This window comes from Roseobacter phycocola (assembly GCF_042055075.2).
Lineage (GTDB): Bacteria > Pseudomonadota > Alphaproteobacteria > Rhodobacterales > Rhodobacteraceae > Roseobacter.
Window position 1 is genome coordinate 2122355 of record NZ_CP194010.1, and the last position, 12593, is coordinate 2134947.

Consider the following 12593-nt stretch of genomic DNA (forward strand, 5'->3'; position numbering starts at 1 on the left):
TTCAGGTCATAGAGTTGAGTTTGAAATCGGTGGAATGCCGGTCACGGGCCAGGGTCCGGGCTTCGGCGTTTGTGAGGGAAAGGAGCGCTTCATCCTCCGAGAGCCCCCGTGCCCGGGATTTCGACCAGACGCGGCGAACAGAGGCCGGCGACCATGGCAGGGCGGCCTGCGTCACCCACTGCCTCAGAGGCTGCGGCAGACCGTCGAACGCTGCCATGGGATCGGCAGCACGCCTTTTCCGCCGCAGACTGCTCTGTCCAAGGTTGCGGTTCATTCGTGATCTTCCGGGTCAAATACCGGATCCAGAACCAGAACGAGCCGGGTCTCTCCTGTCCCCTCAATCGGCGGCGACCGGTGCAGGATGCCGGCAGCAGGCTTTGGTGGCCAGAGTGAACCACGCAGCAGAACAGGTGCACCGGTTGGCACGGTGCAGATATGCTCAGTTTCTTCGCCCGCGCGGCTCTTTGCATACTGTGTGCCGGTCCCGCGATAGGTGCACACCAGACGGCCGGTAATGGCATCGACATGGAACCTGCGGCAGGCATTGGTGCTCACGGCCTGAAGCCTGAGCCGCACGTAATCCGCCCGCATCAGACCAGCAAATCTATGAGCCAGCGCTGCAATGTCACCCGCCAGCCAGTCACGCAGCTTTCCTGTGGGCATTCCGGCATCGTCACAAAGGCAGCGGACAGCATCGGCGACGGCTTTGACCTGCAGAACGACGCGCCCGTCTGGCATCATATCCGGCCAGAGATCTGCGAGCATTGATGACACGTCCGGCGGAAGGCTCCGGTCCCAGATAACTGCAGCAGAGGCCGCATCGCGAAAGCGCCCCAGGTCTTTTTCAGACCGGACAACGACGACGCCCGCCGGTGAGGCCGTCATGGCTGGGACCGCGATGTTCATGCTGTCTCCTCGACGCGGCGCCATCCCGGGAACGGATCAGGCATGTCCAGCGGCAGAGCATCCGGACCCGCAGCCTGAACGACAGGTACAAGGCAGGCCTCAAGCTTCGCTTTCAGCGCGGTCCAGTCAATCCCGGACCCGATAAACACCAGTTCCTGCCGCCTGTCGCCCCACGGCTCAACCCAATGTTGCTTCATATATTCGCGGGCGGAGGCATGATCCGGCCAGCGCTCCTCTGGCATAGACGCCCACCAGGTCCCGATCGGCTTGACGCTGGAAAGCGCCCCGGCCAGTGAAAACTCTGCAACCCACTCTGGCCGCGTCGCGATCCAGAAATGCCCTTTGGCACGGATCACGCCTGGCATTTCGCCATTCAGAACCGCCAGGATTTTTTCCGGAACAAAGGGCTGACGCGCACGATACACATATGATGTCACACCGTATTCTTCGGTCTCAGGCACGTGATCGGCAAACCCGTACAGCTCTTTCGCCCACATCGGGTGTTCGTGCGCCTTATCAAAATCAAAAAGCCCGGTGTCGAGTATCTTTTGCGCTGCAACCTGCGAATGGTTGGTTTCAATGATCTCAGCATCAGCGTTCAGGCTGCGGATGATTTTGCGGGCTGCATCCACCTGCCCGTCGGTCGCGTCCGCTACCTTGTTGAGGATGACCACATCGGCAAATTCCATCTGGTCCGTGAGCAGATGCACCAGCGTACGTTCGTCTTCCTCGCCCATGACCTCGCCCCGGTCGCGCAGAAAATCGTGACTGGAGAAGTCTTTGAGCAGGTTCACCGCGTCCACCACCGTCACCATGGTATCCAGACGTGCGACATCGGACAGGCTCTCACCGGCTTCGTCCCGGAAGTCGAACGTGGCCGCGACCGGCAGCGGTTCGGATATCCCGGTGCTTTCGATCAGCAGATAGTCAAAGCGCTTTTCCGCCGCCAGTCTGCGCACCTCATCCAGCAGGTCGTCGCGCAGGGTGCAGCAGATGCAACCGTTCGACATCTCCACAAGCGTTTCATCAGTGCGGCTCAGCTCGGTATCCGCGCGCACCAGATCCGCGTCGATATTCACCTCCGACATATCGTTGACAATGACGGCAACGCGCCGCCCCTCACGGTTGTTGAGGACCCGGTTCAGCAATGTGGTTTTGCCTGCGCCCAAGAATCCGATCAGGACGGTGACGGGGAGTCTGGTATCGGGCATGTCTGGCCTCCGGCCGGTTTGGGAACAGTCACGCAACTTACGCAGTTACTAGACGAATGCAACTGCTATTGTTACGTATTGGCCAGAACCGGAGAAAATTGCTCATGAAGCGAAACAGCCGACTGTCTCTCGCCCTGCACACGCTCAGCCATATGGCGGGTGAACCTGACCGGGTACGTACGTCGGCGGATATCGCCGATCACGCGGGCACCAACCCTGTAGTCGTGCGGCGTGTGCTTGGAAAGCTGCGCGAAGCAGGTTTGCTGTCATCTGAGAAAGGTCATGCCGGTGGTTGGCAACTGGCGAAACCCGCGGAGACCATAACCCTCGCGGATGTTTACCTGGCGCTGGACGAACGACTTGTTTCGGGAGGCAGCAGCGATGCAGAGCCTTCAGGATGCAGTGTTGAAACAGACCTTCAGGCCCGCGTTTCCAGTGTTCTTGATGACGTTGAAAAGAGCCTTGTGCGTCGCCTTGCCGAGACAACAATCACAGACGTACACCCCCGCTCCTGCAGTTATTGCGCGAACTGAACGCCGGTTGTGTCAAACCAAGGCGCCGAACGTCCGGACGACCCTGCTCTGCTGGCAAAGCGGCTATTATTCAGTCGCTGCCAGTGCCTCCTGGCCGCTCAGGAACCGATCAGATCATGAGCTGTCTTCTGAATGCACACCCCTTTCATAATCCGCCAGCGAATGCCTCGCCGGAATTGCCGTATCCAGTCAGCCATTGTGCGGCAATTAACACCAAACGGCAGGTTCGCGCGGGGCTGCAGAGCTCCAAAACACCCGGCCGGACCAACAGGAAACATTTTCCGGGCTTGTCATCCCTGCCCGGTTTGGCCTCTTTATGGGGTAACAGCGGGGACTGCGGGGCAATGTCGGGTACATCTGATCAGCTGACGACCAAAGTATGCGACATGACGCGGGTCTGCACGGCGGCGGACACACTGGCGCGCATCCTGCCCCGCATGGGCGATTTTGGCATCACGCGCCTTGCCGATATTACAGGTCTCGACCGGATCGGCCTGCCGGTCATGCTGGCGGTGCGACCCAACGCGCGGTCCATTGCGATTTCCCAGGGCAAGGGCACGACGGCTGATCACGCACGCGCATCCGCACTGATGGAAGCCATCGAAATCTGGCACGCGGAACGCATTACCTGCCCGGTCCGTTTTGCAAGCGTTGAGGATCTTGAAAACGCGGGCGAAGGCCTGATTGACCTAAGCCGGCTGCCACCGGTGCCTGGCGGCCCCCTCCCGCGCACCGTCCGGTTTCACTGGATCGCCGCGGAGGAACTCTTCAGCGGAGACAACCGCCTCGTTCCCTATGAGATGGCGCATGCTGATTACACGCATCCTGTCGCGCAGGATGCCGGGTATTTCGCCGCCTCGACAAATGGCCTGGCTTCCGGGAACCACAGACTTGAGGCCATCTGCCACGGGATCTGTGAGGTTGTGGAACGTGACGCGCTGACGGTCTGGCATCACCTTCCACAGGCATCTCAGGCCGCGTCTCAGGTTGACCCTGGCAGTATTGCCGATCCCGGTCTGCTGGCGTCGGTTCAGCGGTTTCAGGCTGCGGGGTTCGATCTGCGTATCTGGGACATCTCATCGGACATTCGGATCCCGTCTTTTATGTGCGTGGTTCTGGACGGATCCGCCGAAGGCAGTCACCCGGGTCTCGGGTCGGGAAGCCACCCCGATCCGGTTGTCGCCATGCACCGTGCGCTGACTGAAGCGGCGCAGACCCGTCTGAACTACATCTCCGGCGCACGCGAAGACCTGTTCGAAGGAGAGTACCACGACGAAACCCTCGGCGACCGGATCGCCGCGTTCAGCGCGCTGCCAACGCAGGACGCACCGGCGCGTGCCTTTGACGCAAACGCAGGCATCAGGGCCGGGACACTTGAGGAGATGCTGGACTGGCTGAAGGACCGCCTGAAGGCTGCGGGTATTCACGAGATCGCAGTGACGGACCTGACCCAGGCCGCACATGGAATTCCGGTCGTGCGGGTGATCATCCCCGGGCTCGAAGCGCCGCATGATGACGCGGCCTATGTACCCGGCCCGCGCGCCCGGGCTGCGGCGGCCCAAGCATGATTGTGTTTGCAGGCCCTTCTCTGGCCCCTTCGGAACGGGACGCCTGGCCCGGGGTGACCTTTCTGCCCCCGGTCCGGCAGGGCGACCTCTATCTGGCAACGCTCGACAGACCACGCGCCATCGGCGTGATTGATGGCTATTTCGAGGGCGTGCCATCCGTCTGGCACAAAGAAATCCTGTGGGCGCTCAGCCGCAGCATACCCGTTCTGGGCGCGTCCAGCATGGGAGCGCTGCGCGCGGCGGAACTTGACAGCTTTGGTATGCAGGGCGTCGGCCGCATTTACGAAGCCTACCGGGACCTCGAATACACAGACGATGACGAAGTCGCATTGCTGCACGGTCCCGCCGAACTGGGATATCCCCTGCTCAGCCTTGCGATGGTCAATCTGCGTGCCACCCTGCGGGCTGCCGCGGACGACGGGATTCTTGGCCATGACCTGGCCGCGCAGATCGTCTGCGCCGCGAAACGCCAGCATTACAAGCAACGCACCTGGGAGACGGTTCTGCAAGCTGCCGGGTCTGAAGTCTCAGCCGCGGAAGTCAGTGCCCTGCGCGATTACATCCAGAACAACGAAGTGGACCAGAAACGTGCCGATGCCCGCGCACTGCTTGATGCAATGACCAGTGATGCAATTGCCAGACCTCCCCAGAACTTTCATTTTGAAGAAACTGACCTCTGGGTACAGGCGACGCAGACCTGGTCCACACGCCGTGCGCCGGCGTCAGGCACAGGCTATAATTTGTTTAAAGACAAGAGCTTCCTCGGTGGGTAGACTGCCGCAGGATTGGTTGGGACAGGGGATTATTCATGTGGGGCAGTGATCAGACAGAAGGAACGCGGTTCCGCCTGTTTCCCCAGCCGGGCTTTCTCGACAGTTACGCAGAACCGGAGGTCGTCATGGTTTCGTCCCCTGCGGGGTCAGTCATGGAAGGCCCGTCCGACGACCGGATGTATACGATCTTTCCCGTTGGCAAACCGGAACCATACGGCATTGCCCCCAACGGCCAGGATGTGCTGGCGCCCCCCTGGCGCGGCGACATTGAGGCCCCCGCCCAGCCCGATAAAAACGGCCATTTCGACTACCTCGAACCCGGCACACCCCAGTTCGAAACCGCGCATCTGTTCGGCACCGTGCGTTTTGTGCTCGACATCTGGGAAGATTACTTCGGGCGCCGCATCCCGTTTCACAGTGAAAAAACATACGACCGTCTTGAACTGACGATCCAGCCCACGCTGGAAAATGCCTACTCCGGTTACGGGTTTCTCGAAATGGGGGGTGACCGGTCCACCGGCACGTATAAACCGTTCAGCCTCAACTTCGATGTCATCGCCCACGAAGTCGGACACGCCATTATCTATTCCGAAGTGGGCGTGCCTGATCCGGAGAATGTCACCGGTGAATACTTCGGGTTTCACGAAAGTGCCGCTGATCTTGTGGCACTGATTTCCTCGCTGCATTTCAACTCATTGGTCGATCTGCTGCTGGAGAACACACGCGGCAATCTCTACATGCTGAATGCGGTCAACCGGATTGCTGAACTGTCGGACAATAAACAGATCCGGATTGCTGCAAATGACCGCAGACTGTCTGAGTTTGCCGATGGATGGGTCAAGGAACATCACCTTTCACAGCCGCTGACGGGCGCATTCTTCGATATTCTCGTCGACATTTTTCATGAAATGCTTCTGGACTATGGTGCCATCACACCCGAGATGGAGGACCTCTCAGACAAGCTGCTCGCGACGGCGGACTACGCACCTGTGATGCAGGAGATGTTTGACGAGGCCTACGCCGATCACCCCGAACAGTTCAAACTGGCCCTGATTGACGCGCGTGACATTCTTGGCACCTATCTTGCCGACACCTGGGAACGCATCAGCCGGCAGGACTTGAATTTTGTCGATGTGGGGGATGTTTTTCTTGCCGTGGACGAAGATCACACGAACGGGCGTTTTGCCAGCATCATCCGTGGCAATTTCCGCCTGCGCGACATCGGGTTTATCGAGGTTGGTCCGCAACTTGAGCCCCTGGGCAAGGACAGCCATGCGAATTCCGTCAGAACAATGCTTCCGATGGACTGAACAAAAAAAGTACGTTAACCATTTGGCAAAGAAATTTTCGGGATACCCGTCTTCGCAGAAGGACTATTGATCGCATGACGCAGAAAACTGTTACCGCCAAAACGGCAAAGGACAACAAACCTTTTCCTGAAAAACTGAGCGGCGAATCCCTTGGGAGTGCTGCGTCCATTGTTTTGTTCGGCCGGCTTGTGGACGACCTCGCCGTCGTGAAAACGCATGATGGCAAACGCTCAGAAGACGTCGACCTGAACCAGCCTGCGCGCATTTACGGCGCCACCTATGATGGCGTTTTCGTCGAAATGGCCACGCCGGTTCTGTTCATGGTGGATGCTGAGAAATCTTATGATCCCAGCACCGTCCCGGTGCCGGGGCCCAGCACGAAGAACAAAGCGTTCTACGACAGCCTGTCTGCATGGGTTGTACAGCGCTCGGATAAAACCGTGCGGCTGGACGTTGATGAAGGCAAATTCGAAGACCTGATGCTTGAACTTGGCGGAGAGGATCTGACCGGGATTTCCGGCGCCCGCGTCTCTGGCGCACGGGTTTCGGGCGCGCGGGTTTCAGGGGCACGGGTATCAGGTGCACGTGTTTCGGGTGCGCGTGTCTCCGGCGCGCGGATCAGTGGTGCGCGCGGCGACGCCTCCGACTGAAGGTATTAAAGACCGGCGCGCTTCATACCCTCGAGGAAATGCTGCACGTCGTCTTCGAATTTGTCCGGCTGTACAGCGGCCCATCTTTCAACTGAGAAGTTGGGGTGGGCCTCTCTTACGAGAGCGGCCTGGGCACGTGCCTCATCAAGGCGCCCCAGATGACCGTAGCTTGCCGCGAGAATGCGGCGCCCTTCAGTCGGGTTCTGCATTTTCTGGATGGCCTCGATCGCTTCTTCATACCGCTTGAGATTGAAGTAAGCTCCGCCCAGGTGCCAGATGTACTGGTCCGGATAGAACGGGTTAAGGCGCATCGCTTTGTGCAGGAGGTCAATTGCCTCTTCGGACCGGCCCATATGGGCGAGAGCATCAGCCATATCCGACATCAGATCAGCGTCGTTTGGATTCAGCTTCAGCGCCCGGTCATAGGCATTGATCGCCGGGTCATGCTCTTTGCGGTAAAGATGTGCAAAGCCCAGTTCACCAAAACCCCGCGCATCAGACTCGTCCAGATCAATCGCTTCACGCGCAAAATTCAGGGCATCATCCAGCGCAATGTCCGGTTTTTCCGCCCAGTCATAGCGCCAGTCGAGGTTGAACGTCCGCGACTTCGCCGCATAAGCCCGCGCATAACGCGCATCACTGCCAATCGCGCTTTCATAGAACGTCCGCGCCTGACGGACTTCCGGCTGCGTGTATTTGAGCACGTGCCGGTGGCCTTTGAGCACAAACCCATAAGCCATCAGGTTAGCCGGCGGCAGAAGCCGCATGCGTTCCCGTTCCGTCGCCTCAATCCGGGCCGCCGTCGCTGACACAATAATCTGCGTGATCTCGTCCTGCAGATCAAAAATATCCTCGACGTTGCGGTTGTACTGCTCTCCCCAGATCGTCCGGTCCTGGAGCGCGTCAAGCAGCTGCAGCGTAATGCGGATCCGTGACCCGGCCTTGCGGACCGACCCGTCGACGGCATAGCGCACGCCCAGTTCCCGTGCGGCCTGAGCAGGCCCTTTGACCCGGTCGGCGTACATATTGGCCGACCCGCGGGCGATCACAAAAAACTCCTGGAACCGCGAAAGGTTGGTCGTCACGTCTTCGGTCAGGCCGTCGGCAAACCAGCGGTCATCCTGATCACTGCCCTGGAACCCGAACGGAAGAACCACAATGGACTGGCTGGCAATCGGCCGTTCCTTGAACTCAGCCGAGTTTTCGAGGTTGCGGCGCAAGCCCGGCGTCATCGCAGCGGACGTCGGATTTTCATGGACCTGAAAGACGTCGATGGTCCGGCCGATATTCTTGAAATCCTGACCGCCGAGGTATTCGTAGCCGTACTTGAGCTTATTGCAGACGTGGTCGTAGGCCGCGCCGGAGATACACACCTGACCAGGTGCCGCAAACGCCTCGATCCGGGCCGCGATATTAATGCTCTCGCCGGTCACTTCGTCCCCGCTGACCAGCACCTCACCGAGGTTGATCCCGAAACGGAACCAGATCTGTTCGTTTTCCTCGAGCCCTTCGTTTTCCTCTGCCAGTTCCTTCTGCATCTCAACGGCAAAGGTGACGGCAGCCACGGCGCTCTCAAAAACCATAAACGCGCTGTCACCGGCTGAACCCTTGAATTCACCGGCATATGCCGCGATCCGTTCGCGGAACTTTTCAAGACGGCTGGCAACCGACAGGGTGGTGCCGACTTCGTCCGCACTCATCATTGAACTGAAATTTGCAACATCCGCGAACACGATCGCGACAAGCCTGCGCCGCAGGTTGTCTCTCGGTCCGGTTGTCATTTCAGAGCTGTTCGCCACGTTCCGCTTTCCAGCATGTAGGTGTGAACGTCAGGTTGCAGGTCGCCCTGACAGAGTCAATAACGCGTTCCCGTTCCGCCTGCCAATCGGACGCAAGAATCCCGGCGACGACAATATCCTGGCGTTTCCCATCCGAAAACCACCCTTCACGGCATGTGCCCTCCACGGTGAAACCCAGCCGCGCCAGCGCTTTGGCCGACGGTGCGTTATCCGCGCGGTAATAGGTCGTCAGGCGGTGCAGGCGCAGCCTGTTGAACGCGAGATCCAGCATCGCAATCGACATCGCCGTGGCCAGCCCCCGGTTGCGGAAATGATCCGCCACAAAGAACGGCAGCACGCCGTCGCCCTGAATATAGCTGATTTGTTCCAGTCCGCAGATGCCAAGCGGCGTGCCGTCCTGTGCCTCTGCGAGGAACCAGTAACCTGCCGGCGGGGACGTCTGCTCCAGCGACCGGCGCCAGCTTTCGCGCATCCCGTCCACGCTCACCGGCACGGGCAGTGCACGATCAAACAATGCCGCGTCATCGAAATTCCAGAACCAGCCCGCAATCCGCGTGATGTCATCGAGGCCCATCGGCCGCCAGGTTATCAGTTCAGCGTTCTGTTCTGTCATTCTGTAACATCCCACGAGCCCGGTTTCCGCCTTCAGGACCACACTGCGCTCGGATCTTCAGGGCGGCCTGCGCCCGTAAATCTATGAACCGGTGGTTAACAACGCTTTCCGGCACCGTACGTATCAATGGCTTATTTTCAGTGCTTTGTGAAGCATTGTCATCCCGCATGGCGTGTATGAACAGGCCCGGCGGTCCACGTTGCATCACGGCCGGCGCCAGTAATCAGGCCGCACCCGCGCCGGTATTTGAGCGCAGAACTGAAGCTCCGCCCGATGTTTGGACAGCAAACAGATCCGGGCAGTTTCCTTTGCCAGGACCAGCAATTTCGCTTTATTGCAGAGCCTGTGGCAGGAACAATGCGATCGACGGAAAGGCAATCAGCGCACCAACCATCAGCAGCATTGTAATCACATAAGGGATTGTGCCCAGCATCACTTCCGACAAGGTGCCCGATTTGCGCGCGCCCTGAACCACATAGAGGTTCAGCCCGACAGGCGGTGTGATCAGCGCCATCTCAATCAGCACGATCATCAGGATGCCGAACCAGATGGGATCGAACCCCTGTGCCACAACCAGCGGCACGATAATCGGGATCGTCACCACCATCAGCGACAGGGTTTCGATGAAGAACCCAAGCACAATGTAGAGCACTACAACGACAAGAATTGTCCCCATTGGCGTGAGGCCCAGACCGTTCATGAAATCCGTCAGCTCACGCCCCAGCCCGGCAGAGGCGAGCGTGAAATTCAGAAACGATGCACCGATCACGATCAGCATGATCATTGAGGTGATTTTGACAGTGCCCAGAACGCTCTGCCGCAGCATGGCAAAAGAGACACCACCGAAGAACAGCGCGATCAGCAGCGCGCCTGCAACCCCGACAGATGCCGCTTCGGTTGGGGTGGCCCAGCCTTTGTAAATCGACCCGACAATCAGGCCAAAGAGCAGCAGGATCGGCACCAGATCTATCAGCGCGCGCAGCATCAGCGCCAGCGGAAAAGTGCGCCTGACGCCCCCCAGCCCGGGGCGGATCAGGCACAAAAGAACGGTAATGACCATGAAGGCCAGCGCAAGCCCGAGCCCCGGCAAGAGCCCTGCCAGAAAGAGCTGTGGGATCGAGGATTGTGTGAGAAACCCATAAACGATCAGATTGATCGAAGGCGGGATCATGATCCCCAGCGTGCCGCCTGCAGCAATGGCCCCGGAAAAGAGTTTCGGGTCATATCCCAGTTTTTCCGCCTGGGGCATGGCAACCGTCGCAACCGTTGCTGCCGTGGCCACCGAAGATCCGGACGTCGCGGAGAACATGGTAGCTGTTGCGATATTGGCGTGGACCAGGCCGCCCGGCAGCCAGCTTACCCAGCGGTCAAGGGCGGCATAGGTCCGCGTTGCTACTCCGCTGCGCACCAGGATTTCCCCGAGCAGCACAAAAAACGGGATGGCAATCAGCGTCGCGGAGTTTGAAGACGACCACACCATGTTTCCCAGCCCGCGTGTGAGCGGGAAGGACGAGAAAAAGGTATCGACACCAAACCCTAGCAGAAAAAGCACAATGCCTACCGGGATCGACAAGGTAAGCAGGCCCAGCAGTCCTGCGGCGACAGACCCGATCATTGCAGCATATCCTGTTCCGCAAAGGCCCCGACGGCGGTTTCAACTTCGCTGTGGCGGCCCTTCATGGTCAGCGACAGTGCGACCAGGCTCATGATGCAGGAGACAACGGCAAACCAGACCCAACCGGCAAACCACGGGGTCTGCACCCAGGCCAGCGGGGTTTCCAGCGGCGTATTGGCACGGGACCCGTTGTTCAGCGAGCGTTCCACCACCGGCCAGGCCTTGATGGCAACCGTCACGATCACAGCGCTCATGACAACCATGGAAAAGACGTCGAAGAGAGAACGCACCATATCGCCTCCCCGGCTGCGCAGCAGATCAATCCGGACGTGTCCGAGTTCCAGCAGGGTAAAGGCCATCCCCCATGAGGTGGCAATGGCCATCACATAGCCGCTGATCTCGTCCGTCCCCCCCAGAGAGCCCCCGAGACGGCGCAGGATAATATCGAGCAGCACAACACCAGCGCAGGCAAAGAGCATCAGCCCGACCAGCAGCGCAATGGCATGGTTGATCCGGCGCAGCTGCGCGATAACTTTCTGTTCCATCCGGGGGCCCCGTACAGGTGGGTTACTTGATTTCGACGCCGACAACCTGACCGACAGAGGCGTTCCAGCGGGCCGCCCAGTCGCCGCCCGCGCGCTCTGCCCAGTCCGGCAGTACTTCGGAGGTCAGGATATCGCGGGCTTTGGTAAAGTCCGCATCAGATGCCTCGACGAGCACCATGGACCGGCTGTCACCCGCGGGGCAGTCACCGTTACCGGTCAGACATGCAATGTCATTGACAAGCGCGTCCTGCGCCGATGCCCAGGCCGGATCCTCGAACCCCGCTTTGGCCTCGGACGCGATCAGAGCCTGCGTTTCCGCATCCATGCCGTTCCATTTGTCGAGGTTCACAGCCGTAACGACCGAATCCCATCCGCCCAGCGGCAGCGGCATCAGATGTGTGGACACTTCCCACCAGCCCGCGCTGTACCCGGACCCTGCACCTGTCACGGCGCAGTCAACCACGCCATTCTGCAACGCGCCCGGCACTTCGGAAAAGGATACGTTAACGCCTTCTGCCCCGAGAGCTTCGAGCAGTTTTGCGGTCATCCGGCCCGATGCACGCACTTTCAGGCCCTGCAGATCATCCAGACCGGCGATCTCGTGATTGCAGAACACGACCTGCGGCGGATAGGGCGCAATCGCCAGAACATGCGCGTTGAACCGGTCCCGGTATATGTCCGCCACCATCGGACGGGCCGCATCCACCATGGCACGGGCTTCATCAGCCGTCAGTGCCAGAAGCGGCACATCCAGCCCTTCCAGCTCCGGTGCATCTGCCACCGCGTAGTCCGCAACGGTCATCGCCACGTCATAGACCCCCTGCCCCAGAAGCGGATAAATATCGCCAAGGCCCAGGCCCATCTGGTTGTGCGTAGTGAGTTCAACGGTCAGTTTACCGCCGGAAGCAGCAGGCAGCTTCTCGCTCCAGAAAGGTGCCTCGTACTGTTTGTGCAGCGGCAGGCTGGACCAGCTGCCGACCACCGACAGGTTTTCGGCAAGGGCCGGTGTTGCAATCGCTGTGCTGGCTGCCAGAGCCGTGAGTATCTTGCGCATGTGATGTCTCCTCGTT

Annotated in this window: 13 protein-coding genes; 5 read left to right on the forward strand and 8 right to left on the reverse strand. The window is 59.6% G+C overall.

The window, feature by feature from the left end; all coding sequences use genetic code 11:
* Position 1: 1 nt before the first annotated feature.
* The 3 genes from AB4K19_RS10430 to AB4K19_RS10440 are packed head-to-tail and all read right to left on the reverse strand — an operon-like array spanning position 2 to position 2117.
* Positions 2–274 carry a DUF6525 family protein gene (locus AB4K19_RS10430; protein WP_375228310.1) on the reverse strand — a complete coding sequence of 91 codons (273 nt, stop codon included), beginning with the start codon at positions 272–274 and terminating at the stop codon, positions 2–4.
* Entirely contained in the window at positions 271–906 is a 636-nt protein-coding gene (locus AB4K19_RS10435; RefSeq protein ID WP_375228311.1) for a DUF1826 domain-containing protein, read from the reverse strand. Before AB4K19_RS10435 ends, AB4K19_RS10430 begins: the two co-directional genes overlap by 4 nt.
* The gene (locus AB4K19_RS10440; protein ID WP_375228312.1) at positions 903–2117 is read right to left on the reverse strand and encodes a GTP-binding protein; all 1215 of its coding nucleotides are present in this window, start codon (positions 2115–2117) and stop codon (positions 903–905) included. Before AB4K19_RS10440 ends, AB4K19_RS10435 begins: the two co-directional genes overlap by 4 nt.
* Before the next feature lie 104 nt (positions 2118–2221).
* Here AB4K19_RS10440 and AB4K19_RS10445 point away from each other — a divergent pair, with 104 nt between their 5' ends.
* From AB4K19_RS10445 to AB4K19_RS10465, 5 genes are all read left to right on the forward strand, one after another.
* Positions 2222–2650 (forward strand): Rrf2 family transcriptional regulator, encoded by a 429-nt coding sequence (locus tag AB4K19_RS10445; RefSeq protein ID WP_375228313.1) that lies wholly within the window; start codon positions 2222–2224, stop codon positions 2648–2650.
* Between the two features lie 344 nt (positions 2651–2994).
* A complete protein-coding gene (locus tag AB4K19_RS10450) occupies positions 2995–4218 on the forward strand; it encodes a YcaO-like family protein (protein ID WP_436397504.1) in 1224 nt (407 codons plus the stop codon).
* A complete protein-coding gene (locus tag AB4K19_RS10455; protein WP_375228315.1) occupies positions 4215–4991 on the forward strand; it encodes a TfuA-like protein in 777 nt (258 codons plus the stop codon). The genes AB4K19_RS10450 and AB4K19_RS10455 overlap by 4 nt, the downstream gene beginning before the upstream one ends.
* Before the next feature lie 35 nt (positions 4992–5026).
* On the forward strand, positions 5027–6301 hold the full coding sequence (locus AB4K19_RS10460; RefSeq protein ID WP_375228316.1) for a hypothetical protein: 1275 nt from the start codon (positions 5027–5029) through the stop codon (positions 6299–6301).
* A gap of 74 nt (positions 6302–6375) precedes the next feature.
* On the forward strand, positions 6376–6951 hold the full coding sequence (locus AB4K19_RS10465; RefSeq protein ID WP_436397506.1) for a pentapeptide repeat-containing protein: 576 nt from the start codon (positions 6376–6378) through the stop codon (positions 6949–6951).
* A gap of 5 nt (positions 6952–6956) precedes the next feature.
* Here AB4K19_RS10465 and AB4K19_RS10470 read toward each other — a convergent pair whose 3' ends face one another.
* From AB4K19_RS10470 to AB4K19_RS10490, 5 genes are all read right to left on the reverse strand, one after another.
* Complete coding sequence (locus AB4K19_RS10470) at positions 6957–8750, reverse strand: adenylate/guanylate cyclase domain-containing protein (protein WP_375228318.1); 1794 nt, start codon at positions 8748–8750, stop codon at positions 6957–6959.
* Entirely contained in the window at positions 8734–9363 is a 630-nt protein-coding gene (locus tag AB4K19_RS10475) for a GNAT family N-acetyltransferase (protein WP_375228319.1), read from the reverse strand. Before AB4K19_RS10475 ends, AB4K19_RS10470 begins: the two co-directional genes overlap by 17 nt.
* 331 nt (positions 9364–9694) lie before the next feature.
* Positions 9695–10978: a TRAP transporter large permease gene (locus AB4K19_RS10480; protein ID WP_436397509.1), complete on the reverse strand. Its 1284-nt coding sequence runs from the start codon at positions 10976–10978 to the stop codon at positions 9695–9697.
* Complete coding sequence (locus AB4K19_RS10485) at positions 10975–11523, reverse strand: TRAP transporter small permease subunit (RefSeq protein WP_436397511.1); 549 nt, start codon at positions 11521–11523, stop codon at positions 10975–10977. Before AB4K19_RS10485 ends, AB4K19_RS10480 begins: the two co-directional genes overlap by 4 nt.
* A gap of 22 nt (positions 11524–11545) precedes the next feature.
* Positions 11546–12577 carry a TRAP transporter substrate-binding protein gene (locus tag AB4K19_RS10490; RefSeq protein ID WP_375228323.1) on the reverse strand — a complete coding sequence of 344 codons (1032 nt, stop codon included), beginning with the start codon at positions 12575–12577 and terminating at the stop codon, positions 11546–11548.
* Between the last annotated feature and the right edge of the window lie 16 nt (positions 12578–12593).

Bases quoted from the DNA above. Each gene is read 5' to 3' on its own strand.
- AB4K19_RS10460 (WP_375228316.1), top strand. From the start codon at position 5,027: ATGTGGGGCAGTGATCAGACAGAAGGAACGCGGTTCCGCCTGTTTCCC.
- AB4K19_RS10465 (WP_436397506.1), top strand. From the start codon at position 6,376: ATGACGCAGAAAACTGTTACCGCCAAAACGGCAAAGGACAACAAACCT.
- AB4K19_RS10490 (WP_375228323.1), bottom strand. From the start codon at position 12,577: ATGCGCAAGATACTCACGGCTCTGGCAGCCAGCACAGCGATTGCAACA.
- AB4K19_RS10455 (WP_375228315.1), top strand. From the start codon at position 4,215: ATGATTGTGTTTGCAGGCCCTTCTCTGGCCCCTTCGGAACGGGACGCC.
- AB4K19_RS10445 (WP_375228313.1), top strand. From the start codon at position 2,222: ATGAAGCGAAACAGCCGACTGTCTCTCGCCCTGCACACGCTCAGCCAT.
- AB4K19_RS10450 (WP_436397504.1), top strand. From the start codon at position 2,995: ATGTCGGGTACATCTGATCAGCTGACGACCAAAGTATGCGACATGACG.
- AB4K19_RS10440 (WP_375228312.1), bottom strand. From the start codon at position 2,117: ATGCCCGATACCAGACTCCCCGTCACCGTCCTGATCGGATTCTTGGGC.
- AB4K19_RS10485 (WP_436397511.1), bottom strand. From the start codon at position 11,523: ATGGAACAGAAAGTTATCGCGCAGCTGCGCCGGATCAACCATGCCATT.
- AB4K19_RS10435 (WP_375228311.1), bottom strand. From the start codon at position 906: ATGAACATCGCGGTCCCAGCCATGACGGCCTCACCGGCGGGCGTCGTC.
- AB4K19_RS10480 (WP_436397509.1), bottom strand. From the start codon at position 10,978: ATGATCGGGTCTGTCGCCGCAGGACTGCTGGGCCTGCTTACCTTGTCG.
- AB4K19_RS10475 (WP_375228319.1), bottom strand. From the start codon at position 9,363: ATGACAGAACAGAACGCTGAACTGATAACCTGGCGGCCGATGGGCCTC.
- AB4K19_RS10430 (WP_375228310.1), bottom strand. From the start codon at position 274: ATGAACCGCAACCTTGGACAGAGCAGTCTGCGGCGGAAAAGGCGTGCT.